The organism is Methylomonas sp. ZR1 (assembly GCF_013141865.1).
GTDB lineage: Bacteria > Pseudomonadota > Gammaproteobacteria > Methylococcales > Methylomonadaceae > Methylomonas.
This window is the reverse complement of sequence record NZ_RCST01000001.1, coordinates 312586-331203: the sequence shown is the minus strand read 5'-3', so window position 1 is coordinate 331203 and position 18618 is coordinate 312586. Positions and strand designations below refer to the sequence as shown.

Annotated in this window: 18 protein-coding genes and 1 pseudogene; 10 read left to right on the top strand and 9 right to left on the bottom strand. The window is 47.5% G+C overall.

Annotation, left to right across the window (positions count from 1 at the left end):
* Positions 1-168 precede the first annotated feature (168 nt).
* The 3 genes from DDY07_RS01450 to istB all read left to right on the top strand — a co-directional run bounded on the left by DDY07_RS01450 (position 169) and on the right by istB (position 3579).
* Complete coding sequence (locus DDY07_RS01450; protein ID WP_171694533.1) at positions 169-939, top strand: PEP-CTERM sorting domain-containing protein; 771 nt, start codon at positions 169-171, stop codon at positions 937-939.
* Between the two features lie 347 nt (positions 940-1286).
* Complete coding sequence (istA, locus tag DDY07_RS01445) at positions 1287-2840, top strand: IS21 family transposase (RefSeq protein ID WP_253734377.1); 1554 nt, start codon at positions 1287-1289, stop codon at positions 2838-2840.
* Entirely contained in the window at positions 2830-3579 is a 750-nt protein-coding gene (gene istB, locus DDY07_RS01440) for an IS21-like element helper ATPase IstB (RefSeq protein WP_171694532.1), read from the top strand. The genes istA and istB overlap by 11 nt, the downstream gene beginning before the upstream one ends.
* A 70-nt stretch (positions 3580-3649) precedes the next feature.
* Here istB and DDY07_RS01435 read toward each other — a convergent pair whose 3' ends face one another.
* The 7 genes and pseudogenes from DDY07_RS01435 to cysC all read right to left on the bottom strand — a co-directional run bounded on the left by DDY07_RS01435 (position 3650) and on the right by cysC (position 9976).
* Positions 3650-4285, bottom strand: a complete 636-nt coding sequence (locus tag DDY07_RS01435; protein WP_367650903.1) for an IS3 family transposase — start codon at positions 4283-4285, stop codon at positions 3650-3652.
* Positions 4182-4646, bottom strand: a complete 465-nt coding sequence (locus tag DDY07_RS24390) for a transposase (RefSeq protein WP_171694531.1) — start codon at positions 4644-4646, stop codon at positions 4182-4184. Before DDY07_RS24390 ends, DDY07_RS01435 begins: the two co-directional genes overlap by 104 nt.
* 62 nt (positions 4647-4708) lie before the next feature.
* Positions 4709-4933: pseudogene (locus DDY07_RS01425) on the bottom strand (transposase); the annotation flags it as partial.
* Between the two features lie 97 nt (positions 4934-5030).
* Positions 5031-5909 carry a hypothetical protein gene (locus DDY07_RS01420; RefSeq protein WP_171694530.1) on the bottom strand — a complete coding sequence of 293 codons (879 nt, stop codon included), beginning with the start codon at positions 5907-5909 and terminating at the stop codon, positions 5031-5033.
* A 97-nt stretch (positions 5910-6006) separates the two neighbouring features.
* A complete protein-coding gene (locus DDY07_RS24385; protein ID WP_171694529.1) occupies positions 6007-8385 on the bottom strand; it encodes a VanZ family protein in 2379 nt (792 codons plus the stop codon).
* Between the two features lie 12 nt (positions 8386-8397).
* Positions 8398-9351, bottom strand: a complete 954-nt coding sequence (locus DDY07_RS01410; protein WP_171694528.1) for a DHHA1 domain-containing protein — start codon at positions 9349-9351, stop codon at positions 8398-8400.
* 1 nt (position 9352) lies between these two features.
* The gene (cysC, locus tag DDY07_RS01405) at positions 9353-9976 is read right to left on the bottom strand and encodes an adenylyl-sulfate kinase (RefSeq protein ID WP_171694527.1); all 624 of its coding nucleotides are present in this window, start codon (positions 9974-9976) and stop codon (positions 9353-9355) included.
* A 282-nt stretch (positions 9977-10258) separates the two neighbouring features.
* Between cysC and dusB the strand changes: the two genes are divergently transcribed.
* From dusB to purD, 4 genes are read left to right on the top strand one after another with little or no spacing between them, the layout of a single operon-like run.
* Entirely contained in the window at positions 10259-11236 is a 978-nt protein-coding gene (gene dusB, locus DDY07_RS01400) for a tRNA dihydrouridine synthase DusB (RefSeq protein ID WP_171694526.1), read from the top strand.
* Complete coding sequence (locus DDY07_RS01395) at positions 11237-11500, top strand: helix-turn-helix domain-containing protein (protein WP_020485063.1); 264 nt, start codon at positions 11237-11239, stop codon at positions 11498-11500.
* 37 nt (positions 11501-11537) lie between these two features.
* Positions 11538-13118 carry a bifunctional phosphoribosylaminoimidazolecarboxamide formyltransferase/IMP cyclohydrolase gene (gene purH / locus DDY07_RS01390; protein ID WP_171694525.1) on the top strand — a complete coding sequence of 527 codons (1581 nt, stop codon included), beginning with the start codon at positions 11538-11540 and terminating at the stop codon, positions 13116-13118.
* 16 nt (positions 13119-13134) lie between these two features.
* Positions 13135-14421: a phosphoribosylamine--glycine ligase gene (purD, locus tag DDY07_RS01385; protein ID WP_171694524.1), complete on the top strand. Its 1287-nt coding sequence runs from the start codon at positions 13135-13137 to the stop codon at positions 14419-14421.
* An 80-nt stretch (positions 14422-14501) separates the two neighbouring features.
* Here purD and DDY07_RS01380 read toward each other — a convergent pair whose 3' ends face one another.
* On the bottom strand, positions 14502-14906 hold the full coding sequence (locus DDY07_RS01380) for a septal ring lytic transglycosylase RlpA family protein (RefSeq protein WP_064010231.1): 405 nt from the start codon (positions 14904-14906) through the stop codon (positions 14502-14504).
* A gap of 187 nt (positions 14907-15093) precedes the next feature.
* Positions 15094-15456, bottom strand: a complete 363-nt coding sequence (locus tag DDY07_RS01375; protein WP_171694523.1) for a SirB2 family protein — start codon at positions 15454-15456, stop codon at positions 15094-15096.
* Here DDY07_RS01375 and DDY07_RS01370 point away from each other — a divergent pair.
* From DDY07_RS01370 to DDY07_RS01360, 3 genes are all read left to right on the top strand, one after another.
* On the top strand, positions 15455-15811 hold the full coding sequence (locus tag DDY07_RS01370; RefSeq protein ID WP_171694522.1) for a hypothetical protein: 357 nt from the start codon (positions 15455-15457) through the stop codon (positions 15809-15811). The genes DDY07_RS01375 and DDY07_RS01370 overlap by 2 nt on opposite strands.
* A 167-nt stretch (positions 15812-15978) precedes the next feature.
* Positions 15979-16176, top strand: coding sequence for a hypothetical protein (locus DDY07_RS01365; RefSeq protein ID WP_033155670.1), 198 nt, complete (start codon positions 15979-15981; stop codon positions 16174-16176).
* 152 nt (positions 16177-16328) lie between these two features.
* Positions 16329-18605, top strand: a complete 2277-nt coding sequence (locus tag DDY07_RS01360; protein ID WP_171694521.1) for a Tex family protein — start codon at positions 16329-16331, stop codon at positions 18603-18605.
* Positions 18606-18618 lie beyond the last annotated feature (13 nt).

Below are 18618 nucleotides of genomic sequence, written 5' to 3'. Positions count from 1 at the left end.
CAAAATCACTCTGCATGGAAAAACAAGAGCAAACCTGTCGGAAAATTTTACATATGAAATCGTGAAAAAAATAACTTATTGTTTTATATTGATTTTTTATTTGGCATGCTTTCTGCTTTTCATCAAATGTAAACAAACACCCTTACAATCCATTAAACAGGAAATTTTATGAAACACTCAATTGCCAAGCTCACATTGTTGGGCGCACTTATCGCACCAAGCGTATCTTTTGCTGCCAGCGTCGGCGGAGTAACCTGGAACGAGGCTAGCGGCTTTGATTTAACAATGAACGGCACAATATGGGAAACAGAAGCTAATAACGTAGGAGATGTTGTAACTTTCTTCGGAACGGTTTCAAACGTCAACGGCACAACAACTTTCGTCGCTCCAGGCGCGGAATTGAGCTACTTTGGAACATTCACACTGTCCAATGCTGGAAATTTTGACGGCGACGTAAACGGCGAAGCAATATTTAACCTAGCATCCATGACGTTTTATTATGATGCAACCGCTGACTTCGATGCTTCAAATTCAGCCACTGCAAACGACGGCAATATCTGGCTGACATTGACCGGACACGATTACGATGCGTACGGCTTAGGCCCGACAGGATTGGGCGCTATCTACGCCGAATTGAACGGTGCCTCTATTTCAAGTCTGGGTGATACTGGTGGTGGCTACGGAGCATGGGACGTGTTGGGCGGACAAGCAGCGCTATTCTTTGACACTAACACTGTTTCTACAATTAACGGCGTTTCAGTTGGCGCAAACAATGCAGACTTCACATTCTCCGACAGCTTTCAGCCATCTGGCGTTCCTGGCCTGCTGACCGGTACCGGCGAACTAAAAGGCAAAACAGGCTCAGTTCCTGAGCCAGGCTCGTTGCTTTTGCTGTCTGTTGGTTTGTTGGGCATGGGCTTACGTAAAAGCTACCGCTAATAAATCTGCCGGGATACATTTGCTACAACGCACTTAATCCTGCTTTTCGTTAAAGCTTAAAGAGCCACTTAAGTCTTTAAAAACTTAGGTGGCTTTTTTACTGGCTTGTTACATGTACATGTCCTAGCCACTCTCATAAACACCAAAGCTACTATCAAATCTGGTGTTCAGTAGTTAATTGATCTTGCCCAAATTTCACAGACACCTTGAATCTCCCCGGTTTTCTCGGAGACTCCAACCTTTGAGAGAATGGAGCAATGAAAGAGAATACCATGCTAAACGGCGTGCAAAACTTTCCAGGGTCCTGGGGAAAAGAGCGTTGAAAAGTTTCCATCCCAGGTTGTTCAATGTCCGGTTTTTTGCCGGAGAATCCTGGAGTGTTACAAATGGACGTTATTGCCGAAATCAGACGGCGTCATCTAGTCGAGAAAGAGACTAGCAGTTCACTGGCTATCGCCTTTAAGCTATCCCGCCCCACCATCCGTAAACATTTAAAGACGGTCGAAACGCCGGCGTATCAGCGCAAACATCAACCCCACCCCATGCCGGGTTCGTTCCATCAGCAGTTACATGCCTGGCTGGAGCAAGAAGCGGATTTGCCGCGAAAACAACGACGCACCGCGCAACGCCTGTATGAATGTCTGCAAGTTGAGGGCTACCAAGGCAGTTACACGGCGGTGCAGCGCTACGTTAAGGGTTGGAAGAAGAAACGATCTCCCCATCCCACCATCAAGCAAGCTTTTGTCCCCCTGGCCTTTCCAGCAGGCGAGACCTGCCAGTTCGACTGGAGCCATGAAACCGTTGAACTGGGCGGCGTGGTTCAGACCATTAAGGTCGCCCACTTCCGCTTAACCTACAGTCGTCAGATGTTCGTGATGGCCTATCCACGGGAAACGCAGGAAATGGTGCTGGATGCGCACCGTCAAGCCTTCGCTTACTTTGGCGGGGTGCCGAAGCGCATGGTATACGACAACCTGAAAACGGTGGTCGATGCGATCTATGCTGGCAAGGAGCGGCGCTTTAATCGGCGTTTCATGGCGCTGGCCAACCACTATCTGTTTGAGCCTGTGGCTTGCACGCCGGAGTCCGGTTGGGAAAAAGGCCAGGTAGAGAATCAGGTCGGGAATATTCGGGAGTGGCTGTTTACGCCGATGGCGAAATTCACGGATTTCGCCGCCCTTAACGTCTGGCTGGCGAAGCGCTGCTGCGAGTTGGCGGGACGCCCCCATCCTGAACAGACCTCACGCAGCATCGCCGAATGTTTCACTGAAGAACAGCCCTTGTTAATGCCGGTCAAGGCCGCCTTCGATGGTTACGTGGAAGAAATGAAGCGTGTTTCGCCACTTTGTTTGATCCGCATAGACCGCAACCGCTACAGCGTGCCGGCGCAATGGGCCAATAGCGTGGTGTCCGTGCGTTTAACCGCCGACCATGTCCGTATCGTCGCCGACGGGGCGATGATTGCCGAACATCACCGCCGCTTCGGACGCGATCATTTGATCTGCGATCCTTGGCATTATCTGCCGGTGTTGGAGAAAAAGCCTGGCGCACTGAGGCATGGCGCACCCTTTCAGACTTGGGACTTGCCGGTTGCGATCAAGGTGGTGCGGGATCGTATTCTCAAGCAGGATCAGGGTGACCGCGCCTTTGTCGACCTACTGCTGATGGCGAAAGACCTGGGCGATAACGGCTTGGATGCCTTGGAAGTGGCTTGCGATTTGACCTTGCAGACCGGTGTCATCAGCGCCGCCATCGTCCTGAATGAAATGCGCCGGTTAACCGAAGCGGCCAAGCCCAAAGCACTGGACGACACCCCGGCATCGACGCCGGCATTGACCTTGGAGCCTGTCGCCGATTGCAGTCGCTATGATAGCTTACGGAGCGTTTGCCATGTCCATTGATCGCGCGCTCCAGCTCAAAACGTTACATCTGTTCGGCATGGCGGCGGCCTGGAGTGAATGGCAAGCCGAATACAGTCGCCAGCAAAAACCCGTGATGCCGGAAGCCTGGCTGGATCGGTTGATCAGCGCCGAGCAGGCCGACCGCCAAGCGCGCAGCCTGAACTATCAGCTCAAGGCGGCTCGATTCCCGATTCATCGAGACTTGCTACAGATTGACTGGTCGGAAACGCCCTTGCCGCAAGCTCGTCTCGAACAACTGGCCACCGGAAACTTTATGGAGCAAGCCTACAACCTGATCCTGGTGGGCGGCACCGGCACAGGGAAAACCCACTTGGCCACTGCCATTGGCATAGCCGCCATCCATCAAGGCAAACGGGTTCGCTTTTACAATGCGGTCGATCTAGTCAATCAACTGGATAAGGAAAAACAGCTAGGAAAAGCCGGTAACCTCGCCAAGCAGCTAACGCTGATGGATGCCGTCATCCTGGACGAATTGGGGTATTTACCGTTCCCAGCGTCCGGCGGTGCCTTGCTGTTCCACCTCATCAGTCATCTGTATGAGAAAACGTCCTTGATCATTACCACCAACCTCAACTTTGCAGAATGGGTGCAGGTTTTTGGCGACGCCAAGATGACTACGGCGCTGCTGGATCGCATTACTCACCACTGCGATATTTTAGAAACCGGCAACGATTCTTATCGATTTAAGCAACGGAAAAAGGTGGTGGAAAACCAATAACCATACGACCTAACTGGAAACTATTGGGCGCTCTTTACTGGAAACTTTTCAACGCCGTTTGACACCATCTTCATGACGGCCAAATGTTGACGATATTCTCGGCTCGCATATTGGCTACCTCGATCGGAATGATGCAATAAGCCGGGCGGAGGCTTACGCCGCCACTTGTGCCCTGTGGGTAGAAGGCCATTTGCAAGGCATTGACGCAAAGCGATGTGCGCATGTGATCGTCAATCGCCCAGCCAACGACTTGGCGGGAAAAGAGATCAATGATCACCGCAACGTAAAACCAGCCCTGCAGCGTCCACACATAGGTGATATCGGTCGTCCACACCTGATTAGGCTTGGCTACTTGAAATTGCCGATCCAATCGATTGGGTGAAATAGCCTCATTGTGGTTGCTGTCGGTCGTCGCTTTAAATCGCTTGGGATAACGTACCTGCAATCTCAAGTCTCGCATGAGTCGCCGGGTTTTAAAACGACCCGCAGCAAATCCCTGCTTTTGCAAGCGATCGGCTAGGCGACGCGAACCAAAGCACTGCTTATTGTCGACAAAAATCTGCCTGGCTGTTTCGGCCATTTTTCGATCTTGTTGCTCTTTATCAACGTCTTTCGGGGCTTTTAACCAATCGTAATAGGCGCTGGTACTCACCTGCATCACTCGACACAGTACGGTCACTGGATACGTCTTCTCTTGCTCTCGAATAAACCCGTACTTTACTTGTGCCCTGTGGGTATTCGGCTTCTTTCGCAAAGATACCCTCTGGGGCATAAAAGACGGCCGCCTTTTTTAATATTTCGCGCTCCATCCGCAACTGTTCATTTTCCTTGCGCAAGCGAATCAATTTGTCATGCTCTCCCAAGTTTACGCTGTTTTTTTTCATCGTCGCGTCAGTCGCCGAGGGCTTGCGTTCCGCCCGAACCCAGCGTCCCATCGCACTTAGCGATACGCCCAAATGATCGGCTGCTTGTTGCTGACTATAGCCTTTCTCCAAAACTAGCTTGGCGGCATCTTGCCTGAATTCCAAACTATATTTGGGTCGGTTGTGTTGTTTTTCGTTTGTCATGCTTACCTCTAATAACAGTATAAAGTCTGCTTTTAGAAGTGTCCGGCTTCATTAAACCATTTCAGTGTCCCGCTAGTCAGCGACGTTTGATGATGACAGGTCGTACATTGATAGAGATGACGGGTCTTGACCACGCTATAACTACCGCCACCACAACGTGGACATTGAAAACCCGAGGGCTATCGCGCCTGAAATAGGGCTTCGGCGCATTGGCTTTCGGTACCGTAGCGCTTCAGGAAATCCATCAAACTGAAGCCCTTTTGAAATTGGACCGGGTTCTTTTTCATGGCACGATCTCCAGTCAGGTTGGGGCTTTCGTTGGACTTGCAGGAGGCCTCAAAGTTGCTGAGGTTTATGGGTAATCAGGATGTTTTTTAGGAGCAGTTATCTTAAATCTTGTTTAACAAAAAACCTAAACATCCGCCAAACCGAACCAAACCCCATTAATGCCAATAAGCTGTATACAAAATTCTTTATCGTCAAGTATTTTAAAATATATTGAAGTCGCCCAGTATCAACCTCTTCTTTTCTGGCGAAATTACGTTGAGAGAAGTCAAGTATAACCTTAGAATTTCTACCAGAATCTTGATTTATCCTATCACCAGCACCCTCAGGTTTAGGAGTTATTCCAATAGTGCTCTTGAAAACTATCATAGCATTCAAATTCTCATCCACCCCGATAAACTGTTGTAATTTTCCCAACAAATTACTGCCACTTAAATCATACCCGACCATGCTCGCATATATCCTGCTGTCAAGGTCTTTGAGATCGTAATAGGTCCAAACTAATTTGCTATATATTCCTTCCCCAAGACTATCCCGTAGTTCGTCTAGGAGTTTTTTAGAGGAAAATACATCATCGGAGTAATTATAGCCACCCCTCCCCCTAACCAAATCGGCATCAGAAAAATCTGGAACAAAGAAGGAAAACTGCGCAGATTTATTAATGTTTTCCTGCTGTCGAAATATAGGTCGTGAGATCGAAGAATCGTCAACAGCCAATTCGTCTGGAGAAACCTTGGCCCTGATATTTTGGACAGCTATTTCATGACTATGAATTTTAGCAATATCTTTTTTAAGATCAACCGAACTTAGTATATCTTTAACTCCATCTGAAGCTGTTTGAGTCTTCTCTTTGTCGTCTTTCACGTTAACGTCATCTACGACAAGCTCAGCCTGGACACCCATCGCAACCACATTAGTAAAGAACATACTCAATAATGCCGTCAGCACAATTGCGAATGGAAAAGCTCTAAATATCATGCAAGACTACCCAAGCGCATAAATACGTATCAATTTAAAAAACATAATAAAAACTAAAATAGCCATCTGAAAAACTAAAACACCACTAAGCACTTCGTTACATGGGCTTCGCTGAATATTTTGACGCAACCACTTTACGAAAAATCATACACAGCGGGATTTGAGCCATAAAAACCAATAAAACCAGTCCAAAGTGCGCCATAAAAAAACGCGCCATTAATATATCGCCTGAAATTAAATGACTTCTATCAGTACTTAACAAAAATTGCATAGCTGAAAAAACAGCATCATACTTTAGAATAAACTGCTCCGTTCCCCAACTTAACAACTGATAGCCTAATGGAAAAGAAGTTATAAATAAAAATCCGACAACAATAATGCGCCGATTATTAAAAACTGTTAAAAATAAAATGGACGAACCTAGCCAACCGACCAGAAAAAAATAAATACCAATACAGATGACCGCGAAAGAATATCCACTATTGGTCATTAACTCTGTTAGGTTATCCGTCGCAGCTTCAATAACCACGACCCAATACCCAAACGGCAGTAACGATAATATCCAAAAGAAGCCTAAAACGAAAAGCCGCACCAACTGCCGAGTTGAAACCACCCAAAAAAGCGCCGCATGAGTGGCTGTCAATGCGATTAATGAATATACACCAAACAAACCTAAAAACCGAAACGCTAGCTCTAGCTCTGCGGGGATACTCAAAATTGGAGAGCCCAACACATCATGTATACTTTCAAGGGGAACAATAACCCTTACCAACATCCACGCTATCAGAGTATGTACCGCTAAAAAACGAGCATAAAAAAAAACTTCTCCCCTACCGTTTTTCAAAATATTCATCAAAGAGAATAGCGGATATGCAAAGCACCAATAAATCAATACAGCTATGCCTAAAGCACTGATGATTCGGTATTCTTTCGAAAATAACTCCCTCACATTGTAAGGCATAGCCTCAGAGCCACTGACAAATATCAGCACACCCAAAGTCACAAATACAGACCCCACTGCCAGCAAAAATAGGGGAATCCCACTTGTATAGCTCGTAATATTTCTTGGACGACTCACGGAAGCCGAGCCTTCAGCAAAATTAGCCTGCCCCCTTGAAATCGCAAAAAAAACCTCATTTCCCAGCTTGTTTTTAGGCTCCGGCAAAGCAGGTCTATTAAGTTGCAGCAGCTTGACCACCGAATAACCGAGATACCCTCCAAAAGATTCTAAAATAACATCTGTTATATCAACATTTTTATTTGGCAAAAACAATTGTGCAAATTCAATACTCAGAGCCGTCATCACTATTACAGCCAAAATAATGATACTTGCTTGATTACGGCTATTAAAATACTGAAAAGAATACCCTATCAAACCAAAAGGCATAAAAAATAAAATTTTATGAAAAACCTCTGTAACAGCCCTATATTCGGTACCATAATAATATGCATAAAAAGGCACTCTAAGAAACTTATCACTCCAAGTTGAAAGTCTTATATAACTCCACTCAAAATCATAAGGGTACAAAAATACAAATCCTACAACTAATACCCATAAAAAATACGCTAAACACGCATACAAAACAGTGAACCTATGATAACTTTTCAACTCACTAGCACTTCCGACCAAAGCAAGCCTATTTAAACCTAAAGTTATCAATTGCACGCCAATAAAACCGCCCACCAACGCAAGCAAAATATCCGTAACATCGGTAACCCTGCTATATACAAACAGCTGAAAAAACTCAATTATAGTTGCCGAGAAAAAAACTCTTTTTAATAGATCAACTTTACTCAAAGGTTTCAGCTTATACCATAGCCAAGGAATTGGCATCCATAATATGACATCAGACAAGCAGTCATATATATCTCGAAAAGCTTCTCCCTTTAACCCATAAAATGGCAGTAGAATAACGCGCCCTTCATGCCATTTATGATAAAACTCAACAGGACTTAGGGTTAAATCCAGCGGCATGACGCTGTAAAAAAACATACACCCCAAATAGATTTGCAAATAGGGGACTGAATTGTTTTTATTTATTTGCCAATTTTCAAACCAATTGGCAAATCTCCCACCAAAAACCCACCACGCAAAAACACCAATGGCGGCTCCCAAAGTTTCGGCTATTATGTCGTTTAACGACACCGTTCTGGGAGGAAAAAATAACTGAGTAAATTCGATAGTCGAACAAAGCAAAAAACTGACTATCAATACAAAAACTGACGACACACACCTACCAACAAATTGTTGCTTTAGGGAAAGCGTACCCAGCCAAAGAAAGGCAAGCGGTATAAATAGCAGAATATTGGCAACCCAATCTGCTCTTGACGCAATACCCAGGGTCAAATATTCAATATTCTGAAAACGAAACCAAGCATCGCTTAACGAAATACTATTAAATTGCCATGGCACCAAACTGCCGTAAACGACAAAAATCGTATAAACAACACAAGCAATTAATAAGCTATTTTTCACAAAAAACTTGGCTCATTGATATTGGCTTTGAAAAGCCGCTACAAAATTGGTCAACTGCTGGTATGGAATATGATTAATACCTGCCGCAGCCTTACGACCGCCACCCGAAAATAAGGCACATAACACATCGGCACCAACTTTATTATTTATCGGGGCTCTAACGCTAATTTGATAGCCTCCTCTTTGATTGTTGCTAACGATTGCATGAGCCCTATTCGGATATTGATTAGCCAGTTGATTTCCCCATACACCAGATACCCGCCTTGCCCACTTTTCATCAGGCAAAATAACTACCGAGATACTGTCGGTCTGATATTCAGCATCAACTTGCGCCGCTAGACTCATATCCTCGTTATAACCATTAAATAATTGCTGACAAATTTCCGCCTTATCCCGGATAAAGTCAAACGGCGATATAAAACCTTCCAGCTGCCTATAGAGCTCATCCGGAGCAAAATATAGATCATCGATACTCGCACCGTAAGCGTTGTAATTGATAGCGATTCCCAGTTGCTGTAGCTTAAGCAATTCTTGGGCCGTTAAATTAAGTAACTTAGCGGCTTCTCTTGCCGAAGCATCCAAATTATCGCCAAAAGCCCCTGTCACAGCCCATTCGGCAAAGCGTTGCTTCAAATAAATATTCATCAATAAACTTGTGCAAACGTTGGCATCAGTGCTTATTAAAGGGGTCAGACCTTGGTGAACGGGAATTTCACCTGAATAATGGTGATCCATGTAAAAAATACTGACACCTTTATTAAGAAGCTCGCATAGCGGTACGCGATTCTTATCCAGAGAGATGTCGAGCACAACTGCTTGATCGCCTGCCTCAGCGCAAACTCGACTTAATAAACCAATGTCGCGCTTGACCCCAGTAACAAGCACAGACTCCTTGGGAAAAGCCAATCGCAACTGTAGCAACGCACAAATACCATCTGCATCGCCATTAAATACGTCGATATTCACTTTACATTTCGCCTTTAGTAGAGGCGATAACACCGCGCTGCTCGAGCATGCTCATGACTTGGTCGACACAGGCTTCCAACTCATACGTTCCGGTACCTACTATCATCTCGGGGTTTTCCGGCACTTCATAAGGAGAAGATATGCCGGTGAATAGCTTAATATCGCCTTGCCGCGCTTTTTTATATAGACCTTTTACATCCCGCTGTTCACACACGGACAAATCGCAGTTGCAGTAAATTTCAATAAAATCGCCGTGCGGTACCAAATTTCGCGCATATTGCCGTTCAGCCCGGAAGGGCGAAATAAAGGCAGTTAACGCTATCGTACCGGCTTCCAGCATCAATTTGGCGACTTCGGCAATTCTACGGATATTCTCCTGCCGGTCTTGATGACTAAACCCCAGATCGCCACATAAGCCTTGGCGAACGTTATCGCCATCCAACACAAACGTTCGACACTTTAATTGGTACAACCGCTCCTCGACGGCATGAGCCAAAGTTGACTTGCCTGCCCCGGATAAACCGGTAAACCACAGAATGGCCGATTTGTGCCCGTTTAAAATTTCTCGGCGGCTACGTGTTACGGTGGCATGATGCCAAACAGTATTTGAGCTTTGTTTATCCATTGAATCTCACTCCATAATTGTTCGGCCAAGACTACTTCATCGCAGGCAAGCGATGCAATCCTCTTCAACGAATCTGGAAATCTCGCCGATTGTCTACGCTTCTACTTCATCCGTGGATTTCGTGGCGATAATAGTCACAGGAGATTTAAACGCCAAACTAATACTCAGGACTTACTCCCAAATCAACGCTAACAACGATTTTCAAGAACTTTCTTTCAGCCATCGTTAATCCGCGCGTTTTCGGGTATCATTTGCCGCCTTTTTCGACTAGCTTGGCTTTTCATGCGAATTGGCCCTTACGAACTTCCCAACCCAGTATTACTAGCGCCTATGGCAGGCATTACAGACGCGCCGTTTCGGCAAATCTGCAGCGAATTTGGAGCGGGCCTCACGGTGTCGGAAATGGTGATTTCAAATCGCAGCTTGCAGCACCACCCGCGCACCCTGAAAAAGCTCGATTACAACGGCGACATTAGCCTGCGCTCGGTGCAAATTTTGGGTACCGACCCTCGGCAAATGGCTGAAGCGGCCAAATTGAATCAGGACCGAGGCGCCCAGATTATCGACATTAACATGGGCTGCCCGGCAAAAAAAGTGTGCTCGGTGGCGGCGGGTTCAGCGCTAATGAAAAATGAGTCATTAGTAGCTAAAATTTTAGACGCGGTAATCAATGCCGTGGAAATCCCGGTAACCCTCAAGATTCGTACCGGCTGGGACTTAGCCAATAGAAACGCGCCGACCATCGCCAAGATTGCTGAGAGCTGCGGCATTCAAGCGCTCACCATCCACGGGCGCAGCCGAGCCTGTAAATTTTCCGGACATGCTGAGTACGACACCATCAAACAGGTCAAACAAAGTATCAGTATTCCGATTATCGCAAACGGCGATATCGATAGCCCCGCTAAAGCCAGTGAGGTATTGGCATATACGGGAGCCGACGCGGTGATGATAGGGCGAGCGGCGCAAGGCAAACCCTGGATATTTAATGACCTAGTCGCCCATCTCAGCAACACGACATATTCACCACTTAGCTTGACCGACATCAAAGCCGTTATCAACCGGCACCTGGAAAATTTATACAGTTTTTATGGCAACGACAGTGGTGTTAGAATCGCCCGCAAGCACATCGGCTGGTATTTCGATCATCTCGGCAATCTGCCTGCCGACCAAAAGACTGCAATTAACCAAGCCCAACACGCTGCGCGGCAACTCGCGCTCGTCAACGCCTCTTTCAATTTGCTGACACCACGAGCCGCCTAGATGGGAAAACATCTTACACATAAAGTCACCGGCAGCGAGCAAACGCTGTCTGACCATGTCCGTCATTGCGTCGAAGACTATTTCGCCCACCTAAACGGGCACGATTCCAGCGGCTTATACCATTTGGTGTTAGCAGAAGTGGAAAGACCCTTATTGGAAACCACGCTGAAACACTGCGATTACAATCAAAGCAAAGCCGCGATCATCCTCGGCCTCAGCCGCAGCACCTTACGCAAAAAGCTTGAACATTACGGCATAGGTTAATTTCCAACCCTTCTTTTTACCCTTTCTTGAGGTTTGCATGAATCCCACTTTGGGCATAAATAAAAAAGTGACCCGCGCATTGGTCAGCGTTTCCGACAAAGCCGGTATTCTGGAATTTTGCCGAGAACTCAGCCACCTGGGCATCGAGCTACTATCTACCGGCGGCACGGCCAAACTGCTGGTCGACAATAATATTGCCGTTACCGAAGTCTCCGACTACACCGGCTTCCCGGAAATGATGGACGGCCGCGTTAAAACCTTGCATCCCAAAGTTCACGGCGGCATTCTAGGTCGGCGCGGCATTGATGATGCTGTGATGGCCGAAAACGGCATCAAAGCTATCGACATGGTGGTGGTCAACTTGTATCCCTTCGAACAAACCGTCGCAAAACCCGATTGCGACTTGGAAACCGCGATAGAAAACATTGACATTGGTGGCCCCAGCATGATCCGGGGCGCAGCCAAGAACCATAACGACGTGGCTATCGTTGTCGATCCGGTCGATTACCCGAAAATTTTGGCCGAGTTACAAGCTAATGCCGGCGCCCTAAGCCACGACACCCGTTTTAAATTGGCGCTAAAAAGCTTCGAGCATACTGCGCGTTACGACACGATGATTGCCGCTTACCTGAGCAAAGTCGTCGATAGCGGCGATTTCCCGGAAACCCTAAATCTGCAATTCCACCGCCTGCAGAGCATGCGTTACGGTGAAAATCCCCATCAAAACGCGGCATTTTATGGTGAAAAAAATCCACCCGCCGGCAGCATAGCCGCTGCCAAACAGTTACAAGGCAAGGAATTGTCTTACAACAATATTGCCGACGCCGATGCGGCATTGGAATGTGTCAAAGCGTTTAACGACCAACCGGCCTGCGTGATCGTGAAACACGCCAATCCTTGCGGCGTTGCGGTAAGCGGTGACATTTTCGACGCCTACAATCTGGCGTACGCGACCGACCCGACTTCCGCATTTGGCGGCATTATCGCTTTCAACCGCGAATTGGACGAAAAGACTGCGGCGGAAATCGCAGGACGCCAGTTCGTCGAAGTGATCATCGCGCCGGCCATATCAGCGGGTGCGCAAGCGGCGTTGGCTAAAAAACAGAACGTCCGGGTGCTGGAAACCGGCTATTGGACAAATACCCATGAATCAGCTTTAGATTTTAAACGCATCACAGGCGGCTTATTAGTTCAGGACAAGGATACCGGGAAGATCAGTGCTGCCGATTTGAAAGTAGTCAGCAAACGCGCACCCACGGAACAAGAATTGGCGGACCTACTGTTTGTCTGGAAAGTTGCCAAATTCGTCAAGTCCAACGCAATTGTCTATGGCAAAGGTGGCCAGACCATCGGCATTGGCGCCGGACAAATGAGTCGAGTTTATTCGGCAAAAATCGCCGGCATCAAGGCCGCCGACGAAGGCTTAACCGTGCCCGGCTCGGTCATGGCCTCCGACGCTTTTTTTCCGTTCCGCGACGGCATCGACGCGGCGGCGGCGGCCGGCATAACCGCAGTTATTCATCCAGGTGGCTCGATGCGCGATGCAGAAGTGATTGCCGCCGCCGACGAACACAATATCGCAATGGTATTGACCGGCATGCGGCATTTCAGACATTAATACGGGACAAGCTAATATGAACATTTTGATCGTAGGTAGTGGCGGCCGAGAACACGCCTTGGCCTGGAAAGTCAGGCAATCCGCAAAAGCCGGCAACGTCTACGTTGCGCCGGGTAACGCCGGTACAGCTCTTGAACCCGGCATTGACAATGTCGACATTCAAGCCGACGATATCGAAGGTTTATTGAGTTTCGCTCAAGCCCGAGACATAGAGCTCACCATCATTGGACCGGAGGTACCCTTAGTCAAAGGCATCGTTGACCGATTTTCCGCCGCTGGTTTGAAGTGCTTCGGGCCGACTGCTCAAGCCGCGCAGTTGGAAGGCTCCAAATCCTTCTGTAAGGATTTTATGATCCGCCACGGCATCCCCACAGCCGCATACGAAAGTTTTACAGAAGTTGAACCGGCAATCGCTTATATCCGCGAAAATGGCGCACCCATCGTTGTCAAAGCCGATGGTTTGGCAGCCGGTAAAGGCGTAATCGTCGCCCAATCCGAACAAGAGGCAATTGCCGCGGTTCAAGACATGTTAGCCGGCAATACGTTTGGCACGGCCGGGCATCGGGTTGTGATTGAAGAATTTTTGGCTGGCGAAGAAGCCAGTTTTATCGTTATCGCCGACGGCTTGCATGCCTTGGCCATGGCAACATCTCAAGATCACAAGGCTCGCGACAACGGCGATTTAGGTCCCAACACGGGCGGCATGGGGGCCTATTCTCCCGCACCTATCGTGACGCCAGAAATTAACCAGCGCGTCATGGATGAGGTAATTTTGCCCACTTTGCAAGGCATGCGTGAAGACGGTAACGAATATACCGGCTTTCTCTATGCCGGCCTAATGATAGGCAAGAACGGTAGTATCAAAGTGTTGGAATACAACTGCCGCTTTGGCGATCCGGAAACCCAACCGATCATGATGCGTTTAAAAAGCGATTTGGTTGAACTTTGTCTGGCAGCCATAGATAAAAATCTTGATCATACGACTACGGAGTGGGACGAACGCCCTTCATTGGGGGTCGTACTCGCAGCCGGCGGTTATCCCGACGATTACGCCAAAGGCCATCCAATCAGCGGATTACCGGGCAGCAATATTGGTGACGATTTTAAGGTGTTTCACGCCGGCACCAAACAAGTTGCAGGCCAAGTAGTCACTGCCGGTGGCCGAGTATTATGCGCGTGCGCATTGGGCGACAGCATCGCTCAAGCCCAGGAAAAAGCCTACGAGCTATGCCGACAAATCAACTGGCAGGACGTGTATTTCCGAACAGACATCGGCTTTAAAGCGATTAAAGAAACCGCTTAACAAGTAAGTTTGAGAGATTTCAGAATAAGCGAGGACGATGTAATCCGACCCGTAGACCGAATTACATCACTACAGGCAACTTAGGCGTCGCCTACACGCAGAACTTCAAGTTTGACTTTCGCCAAGCCTGCTTGGATAAAACCAAGCTCGCTGGCAGCCCTTTTGGACACATCAAGCAGCCGCTTATTGGCTTTATGAGCGCGGCTATTTATCCGCAACTCGACACTACGATTATTACTAAGATTAACGACACGCACCAAAGAACCAAACGGCAAGCTCGCGTGAGCCGCAGTTAATGCGTTTTTATCATAAAATTCACCGTTTGCTGTCCGCTGACCATGCATTTTGTCGCTGTAATACGATGCGACGCCGCTTTGTTCAAGGGAAAGAAAACCGTTCCTTTCTGTTTTCGCTAAACCTACAGAGCTAAAAGACGCTAGACTCGCTGAAAGCAATAATATTGCCGTCAATTTCGTTTTTCGCATCCTACCCTCCTTACGTTGAGTATTGACAGGAGGTTTGAGGTTATCCGAATAAAAACGCTTTGACAAGCTTTTTTCGTTAGCCTACAAATTTCACAATCTGTCAATAACTATTTTTCGCAAGCCAAATTTATCTACTCTCTAAGAAACACAAGGCCTCGCGGACAAACTCCAACGCATAGAACAACACTTAAAAAAAGAAAAAAACCTGCTTAGTCACAGCAACCTTGGAGATGTAATACAAACAAATCAATGCGCCACCAAAAGCCAACCATCGCGAACGTCCCGATTGGCGAATCGCCACAATCCCCAAGCCAATGTAAACTATCAACATCAATAGCTTGGCTACAATCCAAGCAAATTCTGCTGATAACCAACCTCCTTGGAAAACCAAGGAAAATCCGGTCAACAAGACCAAACTCGCAATGATATGCGGACCAATTTTTAGCCATTTCTGCTCCAAAAGGGCTGGCTTTAGCTCGGCAAGCACCACTCGCCCAATAAAGCTGACGACCAAAACTGCCACGAAAAGAAGATGTATGTGTTTAAGCATGAGTACCCCAAATTTAGCTAAAGATTATTTTCGAGCCGCCTCCATTCGAACAACACAACGCCGTAAGAACAAACAGACTGCCAGATTCAAATTCCAATCCTATCATGCAACCTGCACGATGGCCGAAGTTAACCATACCTCCTTTCTCTTCATCACCCCGCAGAACACTCGACAAACGATAGGAATTTCCCACAATATTTCTCGACTTGCCGCCGCAATGCAGGCTTCGGGCATACGGCATAAATGCATAGCAAACCACGCCGAAACAGATACGCAGCAACAGCATCGCATCAAAACCGGGTACTTTTCAGCCAAAAGAAAAGCCCATAATAAATTGATTTTATTAGAAAAATAAAATACCTATCAGTCAAAACGAATAATCGCAAAAATATTGTTTTGACACAAAACAGTTTTGAGTGTAAAAAATGCACCGTCGACCAACAATAATACTAATTTCGACATACAACTCGAGTTGCCCCGTTTAGGGCTAATTATTACAACAACAAGATGAGGATTATAAAAATGGCTGAACAAGAAAAAGACAATACCTTTACTGTAGTTGCTGTTGTTACTGCAATTGCTATTGCTGGCGTCGTTTTGCTGAAAGCGGATGAAACCAAACATCTCAAATACAGCGGCGAAACTTCTGCCCAAGCTGAAGCCCAAGTTTTGGCAAAGCATAAAGATTTTAATAACGACGTTTTAAGCCAAGCAAAATAATTTTTGCTTAGCAATTTAGGCGCCAGCTGAAAATTCAGCTGGCGCCTTTTTTGTGCCCGCAAGTTTCTCACTCCATTTCTGATAGTTCGCTTTTTCAAGAACCCACGCTAATGTAGAATTGGGCCTTTATACCAATTTTATTTAAGCTACAGATGGACGTTATCCAACGCATTGCCGAAGAACTTTCAGTTAAGCCGCAACAAGTCGCCGCCGCAGCCGCCCTATTGGACGATGGCGCCACGGTGCCCTTCATAGCCCGCTATCGCAAAGAAGTAACCGGTGGCCTGGACGATACGCAATTGCGAAATCTTGAGGAAAGATTGATTTATTTGCGGGAACTTAACAGCCGCCGCGACTCAATTCTCGACACCATTCGCTCGCAAGGAAAGCTCACCCCGGAACTGGAACTAGCAATACTCGACGCCGACACCAAAACGCTTCTGGAAGACCTATACCTACCCTACAAGCCTAAACGCCGCACCAAAGCGCAAATTGCTCGCGAAGCCGGTCTTGAACCATTAGCCGACGCCATCTTAGATAATCGCAACCTAATCCCCGAACAAATCGCAGCTAGCTATATCGATGCTGAAAAAGGTATCGCGGATGTCGCGGCGGCCCTGGAGGGCGCCCGTCAGATCATCATGGAGCGTATTTCCGAAGATGCCGAACTACTTGCTGAATTACGCGAACGTGTTTGGAATAAGGGCATCCTGCACGCTAGCGTCGTGACCGGCAAGGAAGCAGAGGCAGCAAAATTCAAGGATTATTTCGACTATAGCGAAGCGATCAATAAGATTCCGTCTCACCGCGCCTTGGCCTTGTTCCGCGGTCGTAACGAGGATTTACTATCCTTAACCCTAAAACCGGCGGAACTGGATCAAGAAGAACATCAGCTATGTTCACAATTCGTTAGTCAACGCCTGCAAGTTAAAGACACAGAAAAACCCGCCGATGCCTGGTTGGCCGAAACCGCCCGCTTTGCCTGGAAAATCAAACTATTTACCCGTATCGATATGGATCTAAAGCTGAGACTGCGCGAGGCCGCCGAGCAAGAAGCCATTAGAGTGTTTGCCAGCAATTTGCGCGACTTGATGCTGGCGGCGCCAGCCGGTCCCAAAGCGACCATGGGCCTGGACCCCGGCATTCGCACAGGCGTCAAAGTTGCTGTGGTTGACGCAACCGGCAAGCTGTTGACCACAGAAACCATTTACCCGCATCAACCTAAGAACCAATGGGATCAATCGATAGCAGTTCTGGCTAAATTGATCAAGCAGCACCAAGTACAACTGGTGAGTATCGGTAACGGCACCGCTTCTCGGGAAACTGATCAATTGGTTGCAGACTTGATGAAGCAACATAAAGACCTTAATTTTCAAAAAATCACAGTTTCCGAAGCCGGCGCGTCGGTATATTCGGCATCGGAACTGGCTGCCAAGGAGTTTCCAGACCTCGACGTCTCATTACGCGGCGCAGTATCGATAGCCCGCCGACTACAAGACCCACTGGCGGAACTGGTGAAAATCGATCCAAAATCGATAGGCGTTGGTCAATATCAACATGACGTCAACCAAGTGCAATTGGCTCGTATGCTCGATACCGTGGTAGAGGATTGCGTGAACGCGGTCGGCGTAGACGTAAACACAGCTTCGGTAGCTTTGCTGAAACAAGTATCCGGACTAAGCAGCAGCATCAGCGAAAACATCGTTGCGTTTCGCGATGCGAATGGCCCGTTTGCGAACCGCAATCAGCTGAAAAAAGTGCCGCGCCTAGGCGATAAAGCGTTCGAACAAGCAGCCGGCTTTCTCAGAGTCATGAACGGCGACAACCCGCTAGACGCATCTGCCGTGCATCCAGAAGCCTACCCCGTGGTCAATGCAATCCTGGATGATACGGGCAAATCAATCCGCGACTTGATCGGCCAAAGCCAGTTTTTACGCGGCCTGAATCCGGCAAACTATGCCAACGCCAATTTTGGCGTTCCCACCGTTTCGGATATTTTGCAGGAACTGGAAAAACCAGGCCGCGACCCGCGTCCGGAGTTTAAAAGCGTGCAATTCAAGGATGGCGTGGAGAAAATTACCGATCTTGAACCGGGCATGACGTTAGACGGCGTCGTGACCAACGTCGCCAATTTCGGTGCTTTTGTTGATATTGGCGTACATCAAGACGGTTTGGTGCATATTTCACACTTGGCGGATGACTTTGTTAAAGATCCGCGTAGCATCGTAAAAACCGGTGATATGGTAAAAGTGCGCGTACTGGAAGTCGATGTGGCACGGCAGCGTATTTCTCTCAGCATGCGAAAAAACCTGGATGCCGGTGAGATTATTCCAAAAGAAAAACCGCAAAAAACTGCTCATAAACCCAAACAACAACCCGCGCTACAGAACAGCATGAGCAGTGCATTTGCCAAGGCGCTGAAAAAGTAAACAGTCCAGGGCT

Excerpts from the sequence above, each read along its gene's own strand:
- purD (WP_171694524.1), top strand. The coding sequence starts at position 13,135 with ATGAACATTTTGATCGTAGGTAGTGGCGGCCGAGAACACGCCTTGGCC.
- DDY07_RS01380 (WP_064010231.1), bottom strand. The coding sequence starts at position 14,906 with ATGCGAAAAACGAAATTGACGGCAATATTATTGCTTTCAGCGAGTCTA.
- DDY07_RS01395 (WP_020485063.1), top strand. The coding sequence starts at position 11,237 with ATGGGAAAACATCTTACACATAAAGTCACCGGCAGCGAGCAAACGCTG.
- istA (WP_253734377.1), top strand. The coding sequence starts at position 1,287 with ATGTCCGGTTTTTTGCCGGAGAATCCTGGAGTGTTACAAATGGACGTT.
- DDY07_RS01420 (WP_171694530.1), bottom strand. The coding sequence starts at position 5,909 with ATGATATTTAGAGCTTTTCCATTCGCAATTGTGCTGACGGCATTATTG.
- purH (WP_171694525.1), top strand. The coding sequence starts at position 11,538 with ATGAATCCCACTTTGGGCATAAATAAAAAAGTGACCCGCGCATTGGTC.
- cysC (WP_171694527.1), bottom strand. The coding sequence starts at position 9,976 with ATGGATAAACAAAGCTCAAATACTGTTTGGCATCATGCCACCGTAACA.
- DDY07_RS01360 (WP_171694521.1), top strand. The coding sequence starts at position 16,329 with ATGGACGTTATCCAACGCATTGCCGAAGAACTTTCAGTTAAGCCGCAA.
- DDY07_RS01450 (WP_171694533.1), top strand. The coding sequence starts at position 169 with ATGAAACACTCAATTGCCAAGCTCACATTGTTGGGCGCACTTATCGCA.
- DDY07_RS01365 (WP_033155670.1), top strand. The coding sequence starts at position 15,979 with ATGGCTGAACAAGAAAAAGACAATACCTTTACTGTAGTTGCTGTTGTT.
- DDY07_RS01370 (WP_171694522.1), top strand. The coding sequence starts at position 15,455 with ATGAGTACCCCAAATTTAGCTAAAGATTATTTTCGAGCCGCCTCCATT.
- DDY07_RS01375 (WP_171694523.1), bottom strand. The coding sequence starts at position 15,456 with ATGCTTAAACACATACATCTTCTTTTCGTGGCAGTTTTGGTCGTCAGC.
- istB (WP_171694532.1), top strand. The coding sequence starts at position 2,830 with ATGTCCATTGATCGCGCGCTCCAGCTCAAAACGTTACATCTGTTCGGC.
- dusB (WP_171694526.1), top strand. The coding sequence starts at position 10,259 with ATGCGAATTGGCCCTTACGAACTTCCCAACCCAGTATTACTAGCGCCT.
- DDY07_RS24390 (WP_171694531.1), bottom strand. The coding sequence starts at position 4,646 with ATGACAAACGAAAAACAACACAACCGACCCAAATATAGTTTGGAATTC.